14 protein-coding genes are annotated in these 21,651 nt (G+C 73.7%); 3 read left to right on the top strand and 11 right to left on the bottom strand.

Annotated elements, in window-relative coordinates:
- Positions 1 to 74: 74 nt before the first annotated feature.
- Positions 75 to 371 (top strand): chorismate mutase, encoded by a 297-nt coding sequence (locus ACZ501_RS06435; RefSeq protein WP_468793813.1) that lies wholly within the window; start codon positions 75 to 77, stop codon positions 369 to 371.
- 277 nt (positions 372 to 648) lie between these two features.
- Here ACZ501_RS06435 and ACZ501_RS06430 read toward each other — a convergent pair whose 3' ends face one another.
- The 7 genes from ACZ501_RS06430 to ACZ501_RS06400 all read right to left on the bottom strand — a co-directional run bounded on the left by ACZ501_RS06430 (position 649) and on the right by ACZ501_RS06400 (position 14,874).
- Positions 649 to 2,274 carry a hypothetical protein gene (locus ACZ501_RS06430; RefSeq protein WP_468792989.1) on the bottom strand — a complete coding sequence of 542 codons (1,626 nt, stop codon included), beginning with the start codon at positions 2,272 to 2,274 and terminating at the stop codon, positions 649 to 651.
- A gap of 181 nt (positions 2,275 to 2,455) precedes the next feature.
- On the bottom strand, positions 2,456 to 4,276 hold the full coding sequence (locus ACZ501_RS06425; RefSeq protein WP_468792986.1) for a GMC oxidoreductase: 1,821 nt from the start codon (positions 4,274 to 4,276) through the stop codon (positions 2,456 to 2,458).
- A 13-nt stretch (positions 4,277 to 4,289) separates the two neighbouring features.
- Positions 4,290 to 5,921: a succinic semialdehyde dehydrogenase gene (locus ACZ501_RS06420; protein ID WP_361602662.1), complete on the bottom strand. Its 1,632-nt coding sequence runs from the start codon at positions 5,919 to 5,921 to the stop codon at positions 4,290 to 4,292.
- Positions 5,922 to 6,024: 103 nt separating this feature from the next.
- A complete protein-coding gene (locus ACZ501_RS06415; protein WP_468792983.1) occupies positions 6,025 to 7,659 on the bottom strand; it encodes a serine/threonine-protein kinase in 1,635 nt (544 codons plus the stop codon).
- Between the two features lie 114 nt (positions 7,660 to 7,773).
- Positions 7,774 to 10,464, bottom strand: coding sequence for a protein kinase (locus tag ACZ501_RS06410; RefSeq protein WP_468793810.1), 2,691 nt, complete (start codon positions 10,462 to 10,464; stop codon positions 7,774 to 7,776).
- Positions 10,465 to 10,551: 87 nt separating this feature from the next.
- A complete protein-coding gene (locus ACZ501_RS06405; RefSeq protein ID WP_468792981.1) occupies positions 10,552 to 13,017 on the bottom strand; it encodes a serine/threonine-protein kinase in 2,466 nt (821 codons plus the stop codon).
- A 150-nt stretch (positions 13,018 to 13,167) separates the two neighbouring features.
- On the bottom strand, positions 13,168 to 14,874 hold the full coding sequence (locus ACZ501_RS06400; RefSeq protein ID WP_361597833.1) for a glycerol-3-phosphate dehydrogenase/oxidase: 1,707 nt from the start codon (positions 14,872 to 14,874) through the stop codon (positions 13,168 to 13,170).
- 256 nt (positions 14,875 to 15,130) lie between these two features.
- Between ACZ501_RS06400 and ACZ501_RS06395 the strand changes: the two genes are divergently transcribed.
- Positions 15,131 to 16,360 (top strand): nucleotide sugar dehydrogenase, encoded by a 1,230-nt coding sequence (locus ACZ501_RS06395; RefSeq protein WP_361597830.1) that lies wholly within the window; start codon positions 15,131 to 15,133, stop codon positions 16,358 to 16,360.
- A 156-nt stretch (positions 16,361 to 16,516) separates the two neighbouring features.
- Positions 16,517 to 16,984: a hypothetical protein gene (locus tag ACZ501_RS06390; RefSeq protein ID WP_468792978.1), complete on the top strand. Its 468-nt coding sequence runs from the start codon at positions 16,517 to 16,519 to the stop codon at positions 16,982 to 16,984.
- A 70-nt stretch (positions 16,985 to 17,054) separates the two neighbouring features.
- Here the strand turns inward: ACZ501_RS06390 and ACZ501_RS06385 are convergent, their stop codons facing one another.
- From ACZ501_RS06385 to ACZ501_RS06370, 4 genes are all read right to left on the bottom strand, one after another.
- A complete protein-coding gene (locus tag ACZ501_RS06385; protein WP_468792975.1) occupies positions 17,055 to 18,179 on the bottom strand; it encodes a GuaB3 family IMP dehydrogenase-related protein in 1,125 nt (374 codons plus the stop codon).
- 135 nt (positions 18,180 to 18,314) lie between these two features.
- Complete coding sequence (gene guaB, locus ACZ501_RS06380; RefSeq protein WP_361597821.1) at positions 18,315 to 19,814, bottom strand: IMP dehydrogenase; 1,500 nt, start codon at positions 19,812 to 19,814, stop codon at positions 18,315 to 18,317.
- 179 nt (positions 19,815 to 19,993) lie between these two features.
- Positions 19,994 to 20,623, bottom strand: a complete 630-nt coding sequence (locus ACZ501_RS06375; protein WP_361597818.1) for a sigma-70 family RNA polymerase sigma factor — start codon at positions 20,621 to 20,623, stop codon at positions 19,994 to 19,996.
- 339 nt (positions 20,624 to 20,962) lie between these two features.
- On the bottom strand, positions 20,963 to 21,574 hold the full coding sequence (locus tag ACZ501_RS06370) for a response regulator transcription factor (protein WP_003948568.1): 612 nt from the start codon (positions 21,572 to 21,574) through the stop codon (positions 20,963 to 20,965).
- Between the last annotated feature and the right edge of the window lie 77 nt (positions 21,575 to 21,651).

Raw genomic sequence — 21,651 nt, 5'->3', positions numbered from 1 at the left:
TGATGCTCGCTTGAGCCGCTGACTTCCCAGAGCGCCCCGGTCCGCACGGACCGGGGCGCTCCGCGTTTCCGCTCCTGCGGGCCACCACCAACCACAGGAGAAACGCCATGACCACCATGACCACCACCCCCGAGCAGCTGATCGCCGGCTCCCGCGAGCGCATCGACGCCCTGGACGACCGGATCATCGGGCTGATCCAGGAGCGGATGGCCGTCTCGGCCGTCATCCAGGAGGCCCGGATCGGGGCGGGCGGCAGGCGGGTGCACCTCTCGCGCGAGATGGAGGTGCTCTCGCACTGGAGCGACGCCCTCGGCAAGCCCGGGACCGCCCTGGCGATGACCCTGCTGGAGCTGTGCCGGGGCCGGGTCTGACCCCGCGGGCGCCCGTTCACCCGTCCGGAGCGTGACCGGCCCGGGAGGCCTTCGTTGGTGAGGTTGTCCGTGCCAGCCAGGCGCGGGACGCAGCACCACGCGTGGCTCTACGGGAGCGATGAGGCGCGACGCCCGACGGCGCGCGTCGTGGGACCTCGCTCCCTGCGTGTGACCGGACGGCAGGGGACAGCAGCCCGGTCACCCCATGAGGACGGTCGGCCCGGGGGACGCCCCGGGCCGGCCGTTCGTCTTTCACTGCCTTCACGCGGTCACGCGGTCACGCGTGCGCGCCGCCGCCCGCCCGGCGGCGGAAGGACAGGTACAGCGCGGCGCCGACGGCGAGCAGGCCGGCGCCCGCGACGCCGACCAGACCAGCCGTGCTGCCGGTGGAGGCCAGCGGACCGCCGCTGCGGCCTGCGGCGGCCGAGGCGTTGTTGCCGGTCCCCGTGGTGGAGCCGGTGCTGCTCCCCGCGGTGGGCGAGGCGCTCGTGGAGGCGCTCGGCGAGGCGCTCCCGGAGGGGGAGGGGCTCGGCGACTTGGTCGGGGTGACCGTCGGATTCGCCGTGAAGGGGGCCTGGTTGTTGGCCAGCACCGGGTCGAAGGCGTGCCTCTCGGGTTCGCCCTTCGCGCCGAGGCGGCCGACGGTGATGGCGCCCTTGGCGTCCTTGACGGCCTTCTCGATCTTCAGCTCGAAGGGGAACTCCAGCTTCTCGTTCTCCAGCACGCTCGTCCCGCCGGCGCAGCGGTACTGCGCCGGCTGCACGGCGCGGCAGGCCGCCGGAGCCGTGAGGACCTTCACGCCCTCGGGGAGGGCCACGTCGACCACGGCCGCGGGGTCGTTGCCGGTGCCGGTGACCCAGGCGGGACCGTTGTTGCGTGCGGTGACGACGGCCTTGACCGTCGTGCCGGCGGCGCCCTTGACGGTGAGGGGCTCGGCCGCGAAGTCGGCCTTGTTCGGCACGGAGAGCTCGAACACGCGCTTGTTGTCGGCGAGGTTCAGGTCGGGCCCGTGCAGGGAGGCGGCGGCGGGCGCGGCCTTCTTGCGGGCGACGAGCTTGCGGCCCGAGGCGGTGGCGCCGCCCGCGACGGGGCCCTTGGCGTTGGCGTCCGTCGCCTGCTGCGGGGTGGGCGCCGGGTAGATGCCGTAGCCGAACCGCTCGGTCAGGGCGTTCGCACCGGCCTTCAGGTGCAGCGGGCTGTCCCCGGCCAGTTCGTAGGCGGCCTTGGCCTCGAAGTCCCCTTCGACGGTGCAGACGGCGGTGGTCGAGGTGCGGGTGGTGCGGTAGGTGCAGTTGTCGTACCGCTCCGGGAACTCCATGCCGTGGGTGGCCTCCAGTTCCAGGACCACCCCCTTCGCCGGCAGCGTCCCCTCGTTGCTGAAGGCGAGGGGCAGGGCCTGGCTCTCGCCCGGCTTCGGGTCCTTCTTGAGGTCCAGCTTCCGCATGACCAGGTCGGGGCCGCCCACCGAGAGGGTGGTCGAGGCGGGGGTGACGGTGGCCCCGGCGGCCGTGCCGGTCACGGTGAGCACGCCGAAGACGCCGTCCTTGGCGTCCTTCACGGCGACGGCCTCCAGGTCGACACCGGAGTGCGGGCCCTTGTCCTTGCAGACGAGGGTGGTGCCCTTGTCCTCACACTTCTTGCCCCCCGCCGCCTCCTTCACGGACGCGACGCCGGCGAGCTTGGTGAGGTCGACGGTGAGGACGGACTCGCCGCCGAAGGTGTCGGCGTCGAGGAGTCCGTAGTGCAGGGCGACCGGCTGCGGGGAGCCCTGCCGAAGGGCGAGGGCGGCGGGGCCGTTCAGGCGGAGGACTGGATCCGCGGATTCGGCGGCCATCGCGGTGGGGGTGGTCAGCCCCACGGCCACCAGGCCGCACGCGGCCAGCAGGGAGATGCGCTGTCTCATGCCCCCCTTGACCCCCGGACCGCCTTCGCGGTTGCGCACTCGACCGTGTGACCGACACCACAGCCCCCGGCAAAGGATTCCGGTACAACCTTTTTCGGCGACCGCCTGTCCACTCATGTACCGCGGTGAGTACCGCGCTCGGAGGGGGAGCGCGGTACTCGCCGTCGTCGTTCTCGCGGCGTCAGTGCTCCGGTTCCGCTTGCCTGGACGGCACTTCGGGGACCGCGAGGAAGGGCAGCCGCAGCGCCCCGAAGGCCTCCTTGGGCACCGCCGGACGGATCGGCTCCACCGCCTCCAGCCGCTCGTACGCCGCTCCCTGCGCGGGCCGCCGGTCCGGCTCGCCCTTGTTGGGCCAGTACGACATCGCCCGCTCCGCCTGTGCCGTGATGGTCAGCGACGGGTTGACCCCGAGGTTGGCGGAGACCGCCGAGCCGTCGACCACCGAGATGCCGGGGTGTCCGTACAGCCGGTGGTACGGGTCCACCACGCCCTCCTCGGCCGAGGCGCCGATCGGGCAGCCGCCGAGGAAGTGCGCGGTCAGCGGGGTGCCCATCAGCTCGCCGACGTTGCTGCCCGGGAAGCCGTTGATCTCCTCGGCGAGCAGGGTCGCGGCGCGGGTGGCCTCCTCGATCTGCACCGGGTTGGGCGCGCCGTGGCCCTGGCGGGCGGTGAGCAGCCCCTTGCCGAGCCCGCCGGGCTTGCGGTAGGTCGTCAGGGAGTTGTCCAGGGACTGCATGACGAGCCCGATGATGGTCCGCTCCGACCAGCGCCGGTTCGACAGGGAGCGCAGCAGCTGCACCGGGTGCGTGGCGCTGCGGGCGAACCAGGCCCGGACCCGGTGCCGGGCGTGGGGCACCTGGAGGACGGTGAGGAACCCCATGGCGTTGGAGCCCCTGCCGTAGCGGACGGGCTCGATGTGGGTGTCGGCGTCGGGGTGCACGGACGAGGTGATGGCCACCCCGCGGGTGAAGTCCGCCCGGGCTCCGGCGCCGTGCCGCTTGCGGTAGCGGCGGTCGTCGGTCTGGGCGCCGACCAGGCCCTCGGAGTTGGTCCGGGTCAGCTCGCCGAGCCGGCCGGAGATCCGGGGCAGTTCGCCGAGGTCCTTCATGGTGTGCAGCAGGGTCTGGGTGCCGTAGGTGCCCGCCGCGACCACCACGTACCGGGCGCGCAGCACCGTGGCGCGGCCCTTGGGGCCCTTGTGCCCCTTGGGGGCGGTGCGGCGCCGGTCGGTGGGGACGGTGCGGACCCGGTAGCCCCCGTCGGGGTGCTCGGCGAGCGCGGTGACGGTGGTCATGGGGTGGATGACGGCGCCGGCCCGTTCGGCGAGGTGCAGGTAGTTCTCGTTGAGGGTGTTCTTCGCGCCGTGCCGGCAGCCCGTCATGCACTCGCCGCATTCGGTGCAGGCCTTGCGGGTGGGTCCGGCGCCGCCGAAGTAGGGGTCGGCGACCTCCTGGCCGGGCCGGGCCTTCGGCCGGCCGTCGGCGTCCGCGCCGTCGCCGAAGAAGACGCCGACGGGGGCCATGTGGAAGGAGTCGCCGACGCCCATCTTCTCGGCGACGGCCTTCAGGTGGACGTCGGAGGGGGTGAGCGTCGGGTTGAGCCGTACGCCGAGCATCCGCTTGGCCTGGTCGTAGTACGGGGCGAGTTCCGCCCGCCAGTCGGTGATGGAGGCCCACTGCCGGTCCTCGAAGAAGGCGGCGGGCGGCACGTACAGGGTGTTGGCGTAGTTGAGCGAGCCGCCGCCGACCCCGGCGCCCGCGAGCACCATCACGTTGCCGAGCAGGTGGATGCGCTGGATCCCGTACAGTCCGAGGGCGGGCGCCCACAGGTAGTTGCGCAGGTCCCAGCTGGTGCGGGGCAGCTCCTCACGGGTGAAGCGGCGCCCTGCCTCCAGGACGCCGACCCGGTAGCCCTTCTCGGTGAGGCGCAGTGCCGAGACGGAACCTCCGAAACCCGATCCGATGACGATGACGTCGTAGTCGTACTGGTCGTCGTGCGGCACGGATGCCCACCCTTCAGCGCAGTCGGAGGGCCTTGAGGACCTTGAGGCTGGTGGTCATGAAGCGGGCGTACTGCTCGTCGTCCATGCCGAGCGAGGGCGCCATCGGGAGCAGCCGCTGGTGCGCGACGGTCTGGGCCTCCGTGTACTTGAGGATGCCCTCGGAGCCGTGCCGCCGGCCGAGCCCGGAGTCCTTCATGCCGCCCATGGGCGCCCGGGCGCTGCCGTAAGCCGGGGCGTAGCCCTCGTTGATGTTCACGGTGCCGGTGCGCAGCCGGGCGGCGACGGCGTGGCCGCGGCGGGCGTCCCTGGTCCAGACGCTGGAGTTGAGGCCGTAGGGGGTGGCGTTGGCCCGGGCCACGGCCTCGTCCTCGTCGGTGAAGCGGTAGACGGAGACGACCGGGCCGAAGGTCTCCTCGGCGCAGACCGACATGGGGGCCTCGACCCCGTCGAGGATGGTGGGCTCGTAGAAGAGCGGGCCGATGTCGGGGCGGGCCACCCCGCCGGCGACGAGGGTGGCGCCCTTGGCGACGGCCTCGTCCACGTGCCGCTGTACGGTTTCCAGCTGGCGCGTCCCGACGAGCGAGCCCATGTCGGCCCCATAGGCGAGGGAGCTGCCGAGGCGCATGGCCTTGGTGCGGGCGGCGAACCGCTCCAGGAAGGCGTCGGCTATGGACGCGTGGACGTAGAGGCGCTCGATGGAGATGCACAGCTGGCCGGCGGAGGAGAAGCAGGCGCGGACGGCGCCGGCGGCGGCCTTCTCGACGTCGGCGTCGTGCAGGACGAGCATGGCGTTCTTGCCGCCGAGTTCGAGGGAGACGCCGACCAGGCGGGCGGCGGCGCCCTGGGCGACCTCGCGGCCGGTCCGGGTGGAGCCGGTGAAGGAGACGTAGTCGGCGTGCCGGACGACCTCGGGGCCGACGACCGGGCCCTCGCCGAGGACGACCTGGAAGACCTCGGCGGGCAGTCCTGCCTCGATGAGCAGGTCGCGGGCCCACAGGGCGGTGAGGGCGGTCTCGGTGTCGGGCTTCATGACGACGGCGTTGCCCGAGACGAAGGCGGGCAGGGCGTCGCCGACGGAGAGCTCCAGGGGGTAGTTCCAGGGGGCGATCTGGCCGACGACCCCGCGCGGCTGGCGCAGCTCGGTGACCTTGGTGAGGGTCGGCACGGCGCCCGTGTGGCCCTTGGGGCGCAGGTACGAGGGCGCCTTGCGGCCGTAGTGGCGGGCGGCGATCGCGACGGCCTGGACCTCCTCGTGGGCGTGCAGGCGGGCCTTGCCGGTCTCCAGCTGGATGAGGTCGAGGACCTCGGCCTGGCGGTCGAGGACCAGGTCGTGGAAGCGCAGCAGTACGGCGGCGCGCTCGCGCACGGGCAGCGCGGCCCAGGCGGGCTGGGCGGCGCGGGCCCTGGCGAAGGCGTCGGCCACGTCCTCGGGGGTGGCCTCGGGCAGGACCGCCAGCTCGTCCCCGGTGAAGGGGGTGTGGTTGGCGGTCCGGCCGGAGCCGATAACTCCGCGGGTGAGCCGGGTGACCAGGTCGGGGGTCACCACGTCGGCGGCGGTACGGGCGCCTGCCGGGGCCGGGGCGACCGGGTTGGTGGGCTGCGGTGCGGTGCGGAGGGTGGCGGCGGGGGCCTGCGAGTCCGTCATGGCGGTGAGCGTATTGGGCGGGCGGGCCTTTGGGTACCCGTGGGTAACCGGATTTTGCCACATCTGCCAGTGATCGCTGGCAGGATGGCCGGGGAGCGGGGGCTCAGCCCTTCTTCCCGGCCGGCTCCCAGCCGCTGAGCACGGTGTCGAACTGCTGGCGGGTCGTGGCCCAGTCCGCGGCCGGTCCCGTCATGTAGATCGCGTACTCGGTGCCGTCCGGGGCGTAGTACATCTGCTCGATGGCCCGGCGCGGCCCGGCGTGGACCCCCTTCTCCGTCCACGTGAAGTCCCACAGCACGGCGTTGGTGGTGTCCCGGAAGGTGTTCGGGTTGAGCTTCTGCCGCTTGTAGTCCGTCCGCTTCGCCACCTGCTTCTCCAGGTCGAGCAGGTGCGCGTACGGGTCCGGGAAGTCCGGGGTGGGGTCGACGGCGATCCGGATGTAGTGCTTGCCGTTGTCCGCCGTGTAGTCGATCTGGTTGCCGTCCGTCTGGCGCGTCCAGCCGTTCGGCACGAAGAGCGTGAAGCCCTCCTTGTCCGTGACCTTGTTCCAGCCGGGCGGCGGGGTGGGGGCGGCGTCCTTGCGGCCCTCCTGGCCGCCGGTGGCACTCGTGTTCTTGTCGGAGCCGCCGCCCTTGTCCCCGTCGCCGTCCCCGTCCCCGGTGAACTTCAGCAGCCCGAAGACGGCGCCGCCGCCCAGCAGCGCCGCCACCAGGGCGACCGCGGCGACCTTCCGCACCCGGCCCGGCGGGCGCCCGGCGGAGGCCGCGGGCCGCTCGGGCAGGGCGGCGGTGGCGGCCGGGGCGGAGGCGGGCGCGGGGTCCGGCGCCGGGTCCGCGGCCGCCCGGGCCGGGGCCCGCTCCTCCTCGCTCACCGCGCGCGTGGGCACGTACGCCTGGGCCGCCCTCGGCTCGCGGCCCTCCATCGCCTCCAGCAGCATCCGCTCGGCTTCCGCCGCCGAGGGGCGCTCGGCCGGGTCCTTGCGCAACAGCGCGGTGATGACCGGGCCCAGGGCGCCGGACTGGCGCGGCACGGGCGGCTCGTCGTTCACCACGGCCTGGAGGCTGGAGATGGGCGAGGTACGGCGGAAGGGCGAGCGTGCCTCGACGGCCGTGTAGAGGGTGGCGCCCAGCGACCAGAGGTCGGAGGACGGGTCGGGGGCGCCGCCGGTGACGCGCTCCGGGGCGAGGTAGTCGATGGAGCCGACGAGTTCACCCGTACGCGTGATCGACGAGTCGCCCTCGATCGCGGCGATCCCGAAGTCGGTCAGCAGCACCCGGCCGTCCTTCGCCAGCAGCACGTTGCCCGGCTTCACGTCCCGGTGCAGTACGCCGACCGCGTGCGCGGCGCGCAGCGCGCCCAGCACGTGCAGCCCGATCCGGGCCGCCTCGCGCGGCTCGATCCGGCCGGCGGCCTTGGCGGCCTCGGCGAGGGAGGGGCCGTCGATGTGCTCCATGACGATCCACGGCCGGTCGTCGTGCTCCAGCACGTCGTGGACGGTGACCACCGCCGGATGCTGGATCCGGGCCGCGGCCCGCGCCTCCTTCTGCGTACGGGCGTGCAGGACCTCCCGGTCGGCCTGGGCCACGTACAGCCCCGCCGTCAGTTCCTTGACCGCGACCGTCCTGTGCAGCAGCTCGTCATGCGCGCGCCACACCTTCCCCATGCCGCCGCTGCCGATGGGCTCCACGAGCCGGTAACGGCCCGCCAGCACCGCACCCGCGCCTGTCTGCTGTTCCACGAATTCCCGCCGCTCTGTGCACTCGACGTCAGATTACGGAGCCCGCGGGTGCTGCCGGAACCGGGCGGGCCCCATAAGACAGCACTGTGACGCAATCGCCGTACTGATCGACCGTCAGCCACCCGCCCGGTAACTCGCCGTCGTCTTCTCGAAGACGTCGGTGACCTCGTCCTGGTTGTCCTCCGGGCCGGTGACCATGACGACGTGGTAGGCGCCGCCGAGCGCGACGACGAAGTTGCGGGCGAACAGCGACCGGCCGGCCGCGTCGATCCAGGTGTAGCGGCCCGTCACCCGCAACTGCTGCCCCACCCGGGTGGATTTGACGTCCCCGCCCGACGCCCAGGTGGAGTTGCGGTACGGGGCCAGCTCGGGCTCCTTGTCCTTCTGGTACCCCAGCGGGTCCGGGCTGCCGCCCTCGACCCGGTCCCGACCCGGGACGACGATCAGGGTGAACTGGCCGCGGGTGTAGCGCACCTGGCCGGCCTCGTTGAGGGACTGGCGCTCCCAGCCGGCCGGTACGGCGATGCTGAAGTGCGCCGGGTCCTGCTGGACGGTGTAGCCCTCCGGCGCGGGTGCGTCGCCCTGCGGGGCGGGCGTGGACTCCGGGCTCGCGGCCGGAGTGCGGCCGGGCGTCTGCGCCGGCCGGGGCGCGGGGCCCTGCGGGGAGCTGCGCGGCCCGGGGGAGGTGGCCGCGGGGCCCTGGGAGGCGGCGGGCTGCTGCCCGGAGTCGCCCGCGCGCGGCAGGAAGAGCATCGCGTACGCCACCCCGCCCGCGAGCAGGGCCAGGACGCCGACCAGCAGGCCCCGGCCCAGCGAGCGCGGCTTGCGGGGGCCGGCGGGGTTGCGGTGGCGTCCGTGCAGGTCGCCGCGGCGGCGTACGACGGGCAGCCGGGCCGGGTCCGGCTCCGGCAGCGGGAGCCCCGCGAAGTCCCCGTCGGGCTCCGGGGCGGAGCGGATCAGCGAGCGCAGCCAGCCGCGGAGCTCCTCGAAGTCGGGCCGCTCGGTCGGGTCCTGGCGCAGCAGGGACTCCACCACGGGGCGCAGCGGGCCGCACTCCTCGGCGAAGGCGGGCGGCTCGGCGCAGACCATCTCGACGAGTTCCGCGACGCTGTCCTCGGGGTACGGGGCGTGGCCCTGGACGGAGCGGTACAGCAGCGCCCCGAGGGCCCAGAGGTCGGTGGCGGGCCCCACGGGCGCGGCCAGCTGCCAGTTGCCGTGGACGGGGCCGGCCTGCTCGGGCGCCCAGCGCTCGGTGAGGGGGCCGACGACGGCCATCCGGGTCTGGCGGGCCCGCTCGGCGTCCAGACCGGTACGGGGTCCGCCCCAGGCCCCGCCGGTCGGCCGGGGGCGGGCTTCGGGGGCCGCGGGGGCTGCCGGCACCGCGGGCGGGCGGGCCGGCCGCGGGGCGGGGGGCCGTACGGGCTCGGGCGCGGCGGGGGGCTCCGCCTGGCGGTAGCCCTGCGGGAGGGCGAGCTGCGCGGGCAGCGCGGGGCGGGCCGGCTCGGCCGGCAGCTCGGGCTGCGGCGGCCGCTCCGGTGCGGGATCCGGCTCCGGGACGGGCTCCGGCTCGGGCTCCGGCTCGGCCCGGCGGCGCGGGGTCGCCCCGTGCCAGGGCGTGGCGGCGGTGTCCGGTCCCCCGTACGGGTACGCGTACTCCTGGGGCAGGTTGGCGCCGGTCGGCGGCAGCACCGGCACGACCACGGGGCCGCGCTCGCCGCGCTGCCGCGCCACCTCGGCGGTCGCGGCCCGGCGACCGGCCCGGTAGGCGGCGATGGTCCCGGCGCGGGCGGCGGCCTCGGCGGCGGCCCGGTCCGGGGCGGGCGGGGCGGGCTGGTCCGGCTGGACCGGCTGGACCGGCTCCGGGGTGATGTGGTCCGTGTAGCGCGGGCCGGTGTCGTAGCCCGGCGCCACCAGCGGCGCGTACCGGGGCCCCTCGTCCGGGATCCCGGCCGGGGGATGCCCCGGTCCCGGCCCGCCGGCCGCGTACCGTGCGCCCCGACCGGTCCCGGGGTGCGAGGACTCCCCGTCCACCTCCGCCCCGGCATACCCGGCGGCATCACCCGCCTCCATTCCGGCATACCCGGAGGCGTCATCCACCTCCGCCCCGGCGTACCCCGAGGCGTCATCCGCATCGGCCCCGCCGTACCCGGCGCCGTACCGACCGGCGTCGTCCGCCTCCGCCCCGGCGTACCCGGCGCCGTACCGACCCGCGTCGTCCGCCTCGGTTCCGCCCGGCCAGGGCACGGGCACCGGGTCGTACCCGCACAGCGCCTCCTCGGCGGCGCCCGCCGCCAGGCCCGTCAGGACGACCCGGCCGTCCTCGCATATCAGCACGGTCCGGGCGGTGATGTTGCGGTGCGTCCAGCCGTGCGCGTGCAGCACCCGCAGCGCGGTCAGCACGTCGGAGGCCACCTCCGCCGCACGGTAGGGGCTCAGCGGTCCGTCGGCGATGAGCGCGGCCAGCGGCCTGGCGGGGACGAGTTCGCTCACTATCCACAGCGAGCCGTCCTCCGCGAAGACGTCGAAGACCTGGTCGAGGCGGGGATGGTCCGGCACGGAGGCGGCCGCCTGCGCGGCGGCGATCGCCCGCCGCACGGCGGGGAGTTCCCCCGTGGCCCCGGCCCGCGCGCGGGTTCCGTCGAGCAGCTCCGCGTCCACGACCTCGGGTAACGGCACCTGCCGGACGAGGACTTCCTGCCCGCTGCGCGTGTCGAAGGCGCGGGTCTCTATCAGCTCGTACTCGTCGGACGGCGGAATCGGCAGACGGTAGCGGTCGGACAGGATCCGGCCGGCGTAGTCCTCCACATCGCCTCCCCCGAGTGCGGTCCCCATGGCCCCCGCTGGACACGATACGTCGCCGGGGCCGCCCGCGTCCTGGGCTTGCGAGGGCCGTCAGCCCAACTGCTGGAAGGTCTCGAAGGCGGTGTTGCGCAGCTGCGTGCACTCGGGGCCGTCCCACTGGTCGGCGGCGCAGCTGATCATGATGGCGTAGCCGTGCGAGGCGTCCGTCTTGAAGCCCCGGTCGAGGACACGGACCCGGACGCCCTGCTGCTCGCGCTCGAACTCCCAGTCCGCGACGGTCGGGTACCCGCGGTAGTCCACGGTGTCCAGGCGGATCTGGCGGTAGCCCTTGCTGCTTCCGGCCACGGCCGGGGCGAGCTTGGCCCAGGCCAGCCGGGCGTCACTGCCCGGGCTGTTCGTGTAGTCGACCTGGATCCGCGGGAAGCCGCCGTCGCGGGTGTATATGGCGCCGGAGCCGGCGCCGGCGGTGTCGGTCTGGTGGAAGCCCTCGGGCATCGCCATCGAGAAGTGGTACCGCAGGTCGGTCACCGTGGCGAACCCGGCCGGGAGCCCGGCGCCCGGGCCGCCGGGGCTGGCCCCCTGGCCCTGGCCCTGACCCTGGCCCTGGCCCTGGCCCGTGTCGCCGCCGCCCGGGGTTCCGCTGGGCGCGGGAGTACCCGGGGTGCCGCTCGGGGTCGCGCCCGGCGAGGAACCGGCCGAGGCGGCCGGCGCGTTGCCCGAGGCGCCGGGCGAGGGACTGCCGGACGCGACCGGGACCGGTCCGCCCTTGCCCTCGTCCTTGCGGCCGCCGCCCTTGTCGTCGCCGTGGGCCATGTACGCGATGAGCGAGCCGACCAGCGCGAGCACCACGACCACGCCGGCCACGGCCAGCGCGATGGTGCGGCGCGACACCACGTCGGTGAGTGAGGCCGGGGCCTGCGCGGGCCGGGCCGGCGGTGCCTCGGCCGCGGTGGCGGCGGCCGCCTCGGCGGCAGCGGCCTTGCGGGTCGCCTTCAGCGCGGCCCGGGTCCGCTCGCGCTGCTCGCGCTCGCGGCGCTCGCGTTCCTTCCTGGCCGCCTTCTCGGCCGTCGCGTCGGCCTTGGTGAGGGAGATCGGGCGGGTCTCCTCGACCGTCGCGACCGGCTCGGGCTCCGGTTCGGCCGCGACCGGCTCGGGGGCGTTGACCACGGCGGTGAGCATCGACCGCGCCTGGTCGTCGCCCAGACGGTGGGCCGGGTCCTTGACCAGCAGCCCGTAGATGACCTCGGTCAGTGGGCCGGCGTTCTTCGGCGGGTCCACGGGCTCCGTCATCACCGCGGTGAGGGTCGCCAGCGCGTTGCCCTTGTCGTACGGGGGCACGCCTTCGACGGCCGCGTACAGCAGACCGCCGAGGGACCACATGTCGGCGGGCGGGCCGGGCTTGTAGCCGCGGGCGCGCTCGGGGGAGATGTAGGAGGGGGCGCCGACGAGCATGCCGGTGGAGGTGATGGACGGGTCGCCCTCCACCTGCGCGATGCCGAAGTCGGTGAGGACGACGCGGCCGGATGCGGCGATCAGCACGTTGGACGGCTTCACGTCGCGGTGCAGGATCCCCTGCCGGTGGGCGGCGCGGAGCACGTCGAGCACGGCGAGCCCGACCTCGGCGGCGCGGTGCGGGGTCAGCGGGCCGTTCTCCCGGACGAACTCGGCGAGCGAGGGGCCCTCGATGAGCTCCATGACGATCCAGGGGCGGGCGTCCTCGTCGACGACGTCGAAGACGGTGACGGCCCCTTCGCTGCGGATGCGCGCGATGGCCTTGGCCTCGCGCAGGGTCCGGGTGATGAGGCGGCGCTTCTCGTCCTCGTCGACGCCGTTGCCGAACCGGAGTTCCTTGACGGCGACCGTCCGTCCGAGGACCTCGTCCTCGGCGCGCCACACGGTGCCCATGCCGCCCTTGCCGAGCACGGCGCCGAGCCGGTACCGGCCGGCCAGCAGCCGCCCCTCGCGCCGCGCGTCCTCGGCCGCTTCCTCGGCGTCGTCCTCGTCCCCGACGCCGACCCCGGCGGCCGCGGCCTTTTCGGGCGCGGCCTTCGCGGGCGCGGCTTCGGCTCCCGGCTTCGCGTCCTCGACGCCCTTGCCGGTCTCGGTCTTCGCCCCGGACACCTCGGCGGGCGCGGCGTCCTCGGCACCGGAGCCGCCCCCGGCCGCAGCCCCGGCCTCTGCGGACTCCGCGTCCTCGACGCCCTTGCCGGTCTCGGCCTTCGCCCCGGACACCTCGGCGGGCGCGGCGTCCTCGGACCGCGCGCCCGTCGGCTCCGCGTCCTCGGGTTCCGCTTCGGCGCTCGCGCCCTTCGCGGCGTCAGGACGCCGCCCGCCGGCGGGAGCAGCACCGCCCGACCTCGGCCGGGGCACGGCGGCCGGCTCGGCCTCCGCCGTCCCGGCGCCGGCCGCGGGCTTCGCGTCCTCAGGCGCTCCGGGCCGCCCGCCCGCCGGTGCAGCCCCGGCCCCGCCGTCCGGTTGGGCCGCAGGCGCACCGGCGCCGTCCGGCTTCGCCGCGCGCGCCCCGGCAGACGACTCGGTGTGCTCCGGCTTCGACATGCGTCCCCTCTGCGATCGTGCAGCCTGCCCCGGCTGCCTCGGCAGCCGCCGGAGGGCACGGTAATCCACCCCGGCAGAAACCTCATTGTTGCTCACTCCGCATCGGACGGGAGCCCCGGGTCCGACGGTTCCCCCTTCCGCATCGCGGAGTTACAACGGCACGATGTCCGGCGCCCCCAGCCGGGCCGCGTCCGCCGTCTGGTCGTCGGGCTGACGCTGTGACTCCCGCTCGGCCTGCACCCTCTTCTCGTAGTGCTCGATCTCCTTCTCGATCTGCTGCTTGTCCCAGCCCAGCACCGGAGCCATCAATTCCGCGCACTCCCGCGCCGATCGGGTCCCCCGGTCGAAGGTCTCGATGGAGATCCGGGTCCGCCGCGTCAGCACGTCGTCCAGGTGCCGGGCGCCCTCGTGCGAGGCGGCGTAGGCGATCTCCGCCCTCAGGTAGTCGTCCGCCCCGGTCACCGGCTCCCCCAGCCCGGGGTCGGCCGCGATCAGGTCGAGCAGTTCCTCCGTCAGGGATCCGTAGCGGTTCAACAGGTGCTCCACCCGCACCACATGGAGTCCCGTCCGGGCGGCGATGCGGGCGCGGCCGTTCCACAGGGCGCGGTAGCCCTCCGCCCCCACCAGCGGCACGTCCTCCGTCACGCACGCCGCGACCCGCTGGTCCAGCCCGTGCACCGCCTCGTCCACCGCGTCCTTCGCCATGACCCGGTACGTCGTGTACTTGCCGCCCGCCACCACCACCAGGCCCGGCACCGGGTGGGCCACCGTGTGCTCGCGCGAGAGCTTGCTCGTCGCGTCCGACTCGCCGGCCAGCAGCGGCCGCAGGCCCGCGTACACGCCCTGGACGTCGTCCCGCGTCAGCGGCACCGCCAGGACCGAGTTCACGTGCTCCAGCAGGTAGTCGATGTCCGCGCTGGACGCCGCCGGGTGGGCCTTGTCCAGGTCCCAGTCGGTGTCCGTGGTGCCCACGATCCAGTGCCGGCCCCACGGGATCACGAACAGCACCGACTTCTCGGTCCGCAGGATCAGCCCCGTGTTCGAGTGGATCCGGTCCTTCGGGACGACCAGGTGGATCCCCTTCGAGGCCCGCACGTGGAACTGCCCGCGTTCCCCGATCAGCGCCTGGGTGTCGTCCGTCCACACCCCGGTGGCGTTCACGACCTGCTTCGCGCGGATCTCGTACTCGCCGCCGCCCTCGACGTCGCGCACCTTCGCCCCGACCACCCGCTCGCCCTCGCGCAGGAAGCCGACCACCCTCGCCCGGTTGGCGCAGTGCGCCCCGTACGCCGCGGCCGTCCGTACGAGCGTGGTGACGTAGCGCGCGTCGTCCATCTGGGCGTCGTAGTACTGCAGGGCGCCCACGAGCGCGTCCTTGCGCAGGGCCGGCGCGATGCGCAGGGCCCGTTTGCGCGAGAGGTGGCGGTGGGTGGGCAGGCCCCGCCCGTGCCCGCTGGAGACGGACATCGCGTCGTAGAGGGCCACGCCGGAACCGGCGTAGAACCTCTCCCAGCCCTTGTGCTGGAGCGGGTACAGGAACGGCACCGGTTTCACCAGGTGCGGGGCGAGCCGCTCCAGCAGCAGCCCGCGCTCCTTGAGCGCCTCCCGTACGAGGGCGAAGTCGAGCATCTCCAGGTAGCGCAGGCCGCCGTGGATCAGCTTGCTGGACCGGCTCGACGTCCCGGACGCCCAGTCACGGGCCTCCACCAGCCCGGTGGACAGGCCCCTGGTCACCGCGTCGAGCGCGGTGCCCGCACCGACCACCCCCGCGCCGACGACCAGCACGTCCAGTTCCCGCTCGGCCATCCGGGCGAGCGCCTGCGCGCGCTGCTCCGGTCCCAGTGTCGCTGTCCTCACGGCTGCCTCCCGTTGGTGCGGGCCGTACCCGCTCGGTGCGCGGGTGATCCCGCTCACATCCCCCGCTTCACGATTCTGACCGGCCGCACCGGCATCAGCCACCGCCTGTGGACAACACAACGGCGACCACCACCCCACAATGCGGCATATCGGTCATACATACACCTAGTCTGACATTGCGCCAGCTCCAGTCGTCCACCGGACGTGCGCGCACCGCCCCCTCATGCATGCCAGGGAAGGGAAGGGACGGCCCCCCATGCCCGCAGATCTCGCCGTCATCGGACTCGGCCACCTCGGCCTCCCCCTCGCCCAGGCGGCCGTCGCCGCCGGAATCGAGACCGTCGGCTACGACAGCGGCCCCGCCACGGACAGCACCCTCACCGCCGCCGAGATCCGCCGCATGTCGGCGGCCGGCTTCCGGGTCACCACCAACCCCGCCGAACTCGGCCGGGTCCGCACCGCCGTCATCTGCGCCCCCACCCGGCTCGGCGCCGACCGCGCGCTCGACCTCGGCGCCGTCGGCGAGGCGGGCCGCACCCTCGCCGCCCGGCTGCGCCCGCACACCACCGTCATCCTGGAGTCCGCCGCCCACCCGGGCGTCACGGAGGACTACCTGCGGCCCGTACTCGAAGAGGGCTCGGGCCTGCGGGCCGGCCGGGACTTCCACCTGGCCTACTCCCCCAGCCGCCTGGACCCGGGCAACCGGACGCACACCATCTCCAACACCCCCCGGGTGATCGGCGGCCTCACCCCCGCCTGCACCGAGTCCGCGCACGCCTTCTACGCCCGGCTCACCGACAAGGTCGTCCGCGCCCGCGGGCTGCGCGAGGCCGAGACCGTACAGCTCCTCGAAACCAACTACCGGCACGTCAACATCGCCCTGATGAACGAGATGGCCGTCCTCTGCCACGACCTCGGCGTCGACCTGTGGGACGTCATCCGCTGCGCCGAGACCAAGCCGTACGGGTTCCAGGCCTTCCGCCCCGGCCCCGGCGTCGGCGGCCACGGCGTCCCCCTCGACCCCAACTACCTCCCCCACACCACCCGCACCCCCGGCCACCCGCTGCGCATGGTCGGCCTGGCGCAGGAGATCAACAACCGGATGCCGCAGTACGTCATCCAGCGCTCCGCCACCCTGCTGAACGAACACGGCAAGTCCGCGCGCGGGGCCCGCGTCCTCCTCCTGGGCGTCACCTACAAGCCCGACCTCGCCGACCAGGAGGGCTCACCGGCCGGCGAGATCGCCAGCCGGCTCCTCGACCTCGGGGCCCAGATCAGCTACCACGACCCGTACATCGCTAGCTGGCGGGTCCGCGACCAGCCGGTACCGCGCGCCGAATCGCTCTACGAGGCCGCCGCGAACGCCGACCTCACGATCCTGCTCCAGCACCACCGCACGTACGACATGCAGGGCCTGGCGGTGAAGGCGCAGCTCCTGCTGGACACCCGCGGCGCCAGCCCGGCGGGCGCGGCCCACCGCCTCTGACCAGCCCCCGGAGCAGTCCACGGGCCGATTACGGCTCGATCATCCGACCGAAATCCCCTCTTGGAACGCCACCGTCCCCTGCTAACCTGCGGCGTCGCTTATCCCGCACTTATGCCTGATCGCACGGGTGCGCCATGATCCCTGGGGGGGATTTCCATGAGCCAGAACTTCCAGCCGCCCGCACCCGCCCACTTCGCCGAGACCCCGGCGCCGGCACGCAGGGGCAACATCGGCTTGGGCGTCGTCGCCGCGGTCGTCGCCGGCCTGATCGCCGCAGCGGCGTACGGCGGCATCATGTACGCGATCGACCGGGAGCGGTCCTTCGGCGCGATCGGCATCGGCCTCCTCGTCGGCTTCGCCGCAGGGAAGATCGGCGGCCGGAACCCGGCCCTGCCCGTGGTCGCGGGCCTGGTGTCGGTCGGCGGCGTCTACCTCGGGAAGCTGTTCCTCTTCGCGCTCGCCTTGGCCGAGCTCAACAAGATCGGCCTGTCCGAGCTGATCGACAAGATCGGCATCAGCGGCCTGAACGACATCACCAAGGACTCCCTGGACGGCTGGGCCTTCGTCTACATCGGCCTCGCCGCGCTCGTCGCCGTCGGAACGGCCAAGAAGGCCAACGACTGACGCCGCCCACGCCGGAGGGCCGGCACCCCGCTCGGGGTGCCGGCCCTCCGGCGTACGTGCGCTGGACCGGTCAGCGGCTGTGCTCCGCGTCCGCGACCGTAACCTCGACCCGCTGGAACTCCTTGAGCTCGCTGTAGCCGGTGGTGGCCATCGAGCGGCGCAACGCGCCGAAGAGGTTCATCGAGCCGTCCGGGCTGTGCGACGGGCCGGTGAGGATCTCCTCGGTGGTGCCGACCGTGCCGAGGTCGACCTTCTTGCCGCGCGGCACGTCCTCGTGGACGGCCTCCATGCCCCAGTGGTTGCCCTTGCCCGGCGCGTCGGCGGCGCGGGCCAGCGGGGAGCCCATCATCACGGCGTCCGCGCCGCAGGCCACGGCCTTCGGGATGTCGCCCGACCAGCCCACGCCGCCGTCGGCGATGACGTGCACGTAACGGCCGCCGGACTCGTCCATGTAGTCGCGGCGCGCCGCGGCCACGTCGGCGACGGCGGTGGCCATCGGGACCTGGATGCCGAGCACGTTGCGCGTGGTGTGCGCGGCGCCGCCGCCGAAGCCGACGAGGACGCCCGCCGCGCCGGTGCGCATCAGGTGCAGGGCCGCCGTGTAGGTGGCGCAGCCGCCGACGATGACCGGGACGTCGAGCTCGTAGATGAACTGCTTGAGGTTGAGCGGCTCGGCGGCACCGGAGACGTGCTCCGCCGACACGGTGGTGCCGCGGATCACGAAGATGTCGACGCCCGCCTCGACGACGGCCTTGGAGAACTGCGCGGTGCGCTGCGGGGAGAGCGCGGCGGCGGTCACGACGCCGGAGTCGCGGACCTCCTTGATCCGCTGCCCGATCAGGTCGGCCTGGATCGGCGCCTCGTAGATCTCCTGGAGGCGGCGGGTGGCGGTCGCCTCGTCCAGCTCCGCGATCTCGTCGAGCAGCGGCTGCGGGTCCTCGTAGCGGGTCCACAGGCCTTCGAGGTTCAGCACGCCGAGGCCGCCGAGCTCGCCGATGCGGATCGCGGTCTGCGGGGAGACCACCGAGTCCATGGGGGCGGCCAGGAAGGGGAGCTCGAAGCGGTACGCGTCGATCTGCCAGGCGATCGAGACCTCCTTCGGGTCCCGCGTACGCCGGCTGGGGACGATGGCGATGTCGTCGAAGGCGTACGCCCGGCGGCCGCGCTTGCCGCGCCCGATCTCGATCTCAGTCACGTGTGGTGGCCTTTCCTCTGGGTCTGCCCGTCCAGTATCCCCGAACGGCGGGGACCCGCGTTCCGGTGACCGCTGTACGGACGCACGGCGAAGGGGCGGACCCGCCGAGCGCGGGTCCGCCCCTCCGGGAGCCGGTCAGCCCTTGCGGGAGTAGTTCGGTGCTTCCACGGTCATCTGAATGTCGTGCGGGTGGCTCTCCTTGAGGCCCGCCGAGGTGATCCGCACGAAGCGGCCCCGGTCCTGGAGCTCGGGGACGGTGCGGCCGCCGACGTAGAACATCGACTGGCGCAGGCCGCCGACCAGCTGGTGGACCACCGCGGAGAGCGGGCCGCGGTAGGGGACCTGGCCCTCGATGCCCTCGGGGATCAGCTTGTCGTCGCCGCCGACCCCTTCCTGGAAGTAGCGGTCCTTGGAGAAGGACTTGCGGTCGCCGCGGGTCTGCATCGCGCCGAGCGAGCCCATGCCGCGGTAGGACTTGAACTGCTTGCCGTTGATGAAGAGCAGCTCGCCCGGGGACTCCTCGCAGCCCGCGAGCAGCGAGCCGAGCATCACCGTGTCGGCGCCCGCGACCAGGGCCTTGGCGATGTCGCCGGAGTACTGGAGGCCACCGTCGCCGATGACGGGGACGCCCGCGGCCTTGGCGGCCAGGGAGGCCTCGTAGATGGCGGTGACCTGCGGGACGCCGATGCCGGCGACGACGCGGGTGGTGCAGATGGAGCCGGGGCCGACGCCGACCTTGATGCCGTCGCAGCCGGCGTCGATGAGGGCCTGGGCGCCGTCGCGGGTGGCGACGTTGCCGCCGATGACGTCCACGCCGGAGTTCGACTTGATCTTGGCGACCATGTCGCCGACCAGGCGGGAGTGGCCGTGGGCGGTGTCGACGACGATGAAGTCGGCGCCCGCCTCGATCAGGGCCTGGGCGCGCTCGTACGCGTCGCCGGCGACACCGACGGCGGCGCCGACGAGCAGCCGGCCTTCCTTGTCCTTGGCGGCGTTCGGGTACTGCTCGGCCTTGACGAAGTCCTTGACCGTGATGAGGCCCTTGAGGATGCCCGCGTCGTCGACCAGCGGCAGCTTCTCGATCTTGTGGCGGCGCAGCAGCTCCATGGCGTCCACGCCGGAGATGCCGACCTTGCCGGTGACCAGCGGCATCGGGGTCATGACCTCGCGCACCTGGCGGCTGCGGTCCGGCTCGAAGGCCATGTCGCGGTTGGTGACGATGCCGAGCAGCTTGCCCGCCGGGTCGGTGACCGGGACGCCGGAGATGCGGAACTTCCCGCAGAGCTCGTTGGCCTCGCGCAGCGTCGCGTCCGGGTGCACCGTGATCGGGTCGGTGACCATGCCGGACTCGGAGCGCTTGACCAGGTCGACCTGGTTGGCCTGGTCGGCGATGGAGAGGTTGCGGTGCAGTACGCCGACGCCGCCCTGGCGGGCCATCGCGATGGCCATGCGGGCCTCGGTGACCTTGTCCATGGCGGCGGACAGCAGCGGAACGTTCACCCGGACGTTGCGCGAGATGAGGGAAGAGGTGTCGATCTCATCGGGGGCCATGTCCGACGCGCCCGGCAGCAGCAGCACGTCGTCGTAGGTCAGTCCGAGCGTGGCGAATTTGTCGGGCACTCCGTCGGCGGTCATGACACCTTCCCAAATGGTCTTGCTCAGCGCGGATGTCCATGCTAACGGGATCCCGAGGCGTCTCATTCCACGACCAAGGTCAACCAGAAGATTCGTCGGTTCCTACGACAGAAAGGGAGCGAAACGGAACACGCACCTCCGAGCGCGGCGATCACCTCTTGGCGATCACCGCTCGGCAATCACTGCTCGGCGAGCGCGCGCAGCCGGCTGAGCGCGCGGTGCTGGGCCACCCGCACCGCGCCCGGGGACATCCCGAGCATCTGACCGGTCTCCTCCGCGGTCAGCCCGACGGCCACCCGCAGGACGAGCAGCTCGCGCTGGTTCTCCGGCAGGTTCGCCAGGAGCTTCTTGGCCCAGGCGGCGTCGCTGCTGAGCAGCGCGCGCTCCTCCGGGCCCAGCGAGTCGTCCGGCCGCTCCGGCATCTCGTCGGAGGGCACGGCCGTGCTGCCGGGGTGCCGCATGGCGGCGCGTTGCAGGTCGGCGACCTTGTGCGCGGCGATGGCGAAGACGAAGGCCTCGAAGGGCCGGCCGGTGTCCCGGTAGCGGGGCAGGGCCATCAGCACCGCCACGCAGACCTCCTGCGCGAGGTCCTCCACGAAGTGACGGGCGTCACCCGGCAGCCGCGACAGCCGGGTGCGGCAGTAGCGCAGGGCGAGCGGGTGCACGAAGGCCAGGAGGTCGTGCGTGGCCTGCTCGTCCCCCTCGACCGCACGGCGTACGAGCGCGCCGACGGCCCCGGCGTTGCCGCCCTTGGCGGCGCCGGTGGGGCCTGTGGCCGCAGGTGACCCCGGGGCCTCGTCGTCGCGCATCAATCCATGGTGCCTTGGCGCGGAAGCGTTCGCGGCACCGCGGTCCGTGTTGTGCATCGAAGCGTTATGAGCGGGTGCGCCGGAACTCGTCATCTGCGCCCTCCCCTCCGCTCGGCCCGAATCGTCGTCCCGGAGGACTCGACCTCTCCAAGAATGCGGCACACCATCAAGGATGCGGCATCGCGCCCGAAGCGACACGTCCCCCGGATTGTGCCCCGCCAATCCCCGGCGGAACACCGGGTGCGGCGGGACCGCCCCTCCGGCGGCGCGGGCGGACGCCCGCCGCCCCCGCCCGCCGGCGGCGGACGGGACCGGCCGCGCCGGCCGCCGGTGCCGTGGTCAGCGGACGAGACCCCAGCGGAAGCCGAGTGCCACCGCGTGCGCCCGGTCGGAGGCGCCGAGCTTCTTGAACAGCCTGCGGGCGTGCGTCTTGACCGTGTCCTCGGAGAGGAAGAGCTCGCGCCCGATCTCCGCGTTGGACCGGCCGTGGCTCATGCCCTCCAGGACCTGGATCTCGCGCGCGGTCAGGGTGGGGGCGGCCCCCATCTCGGCCGAGCGCAGGCGCCGGGGCGCCAGCCGCCAGGTGGGGTCGGCGAGCGCCTGGGTGACCGTGGCCCGCAGCTCGGCGCGCGAGGCGTCCTTGTGCAGGTAGCCGCGGGCGCCGGCGGCGACCGCGAGGGCCACGCCGTCCAGGTCCTCGGCGACCGTGAGCATGATGATGCGGGCACCGGGGTCGGCGGACAGGAGCCGGCGGACCGTCTCGACACCGCCCAGGCCGGGCATCCGTACATCCATCAGAATCAGGTCGGAGCGGTCGGCACCCCAGCGGCGGAGGACTTCCTCGCCGTTGGCAGCCGTCGTCACACGCTCGACGCCGGGCACGGTGGCAACCGCGCGACGGAGCGCCTCTCGGGCAAGCGGGGAGTCGTCGCAGACGAGGACGGAAGTCATGACCGCCCTCCGCAGCTGCTGATGCGCGTCACCTTGAGCCTCCAGGCTGGGTACGTATCGTCACCTGTGCGGTCGAC

It is taken from the genome of Streptomyces sp. NPDC034085, from assembly GCF_055575555.1.
The sequence above is the reverse complement of the archived record's forward strand: the minus strand, read 5'-3'. Positions and strand labels throughout refer to the sequence as shown.

Bases quoted from the DNA above. Each gene is read 5' to 3' on its own strand.
- ACZ501_RS06370 (WP_003948568.1), bottom strand. From the start codon at position 21,574: ATGACTTCCGTCCTCGTCTGCGACGACTCCCCGCTTGCCCGAGAGGCG.
- ACZ501_RS06405 (WP_468792981.1), bottom strand. From the start codon at position 13,017: ATGTCGAAGCCGGAGCACACCGAGTCGTCTGCCGGGGCGCGCGCGGCG.
- ACZ501_RS06430 (WP_468792989.1), bottom strand. From the start codon at position 2,274: ATGAGACAGCGCATCTCCCTGCTGGCCGCGTGCGGCCTGGTGGCCGTG.
- ACZ501_RS06375 (WP_361597818.1), bottom strand. From the start codon at position 20,623: ATGCGCGACGACGAGGCCCCGGGGTCACCTGCGGCCACAGGCCCCACC.
- guaB (WP_361597821.1), bottom strand. From the start codon at position 19,814: ATGACCGCCGACGGAGTGCCCGACAAATTCGCCACGCTCGGACTGACC.
- ACZ501_RS06390 (WP_468792978.1), top strand. From the start codon at position 16,517: ATGAGCCAGAACTTCCAGCCGCCCGCACCCGCCCACTTCGCCGAGACC.
- ACZ501_RS06395 (WP_361597830.1), top strand. From the start codon at position 15,131: ATGCCCGCAGATCTCGCCGTCATCGGACTCGGCCACCTCGGCCTCCCC.
- ACZ501_RS06420 (WP_361602662.1), bottom strand. From the start codon at position 5,921: ATGACGGACTCGCAGGCCCCCGCCGCCACCCTCCGCACCGCACCGCAG.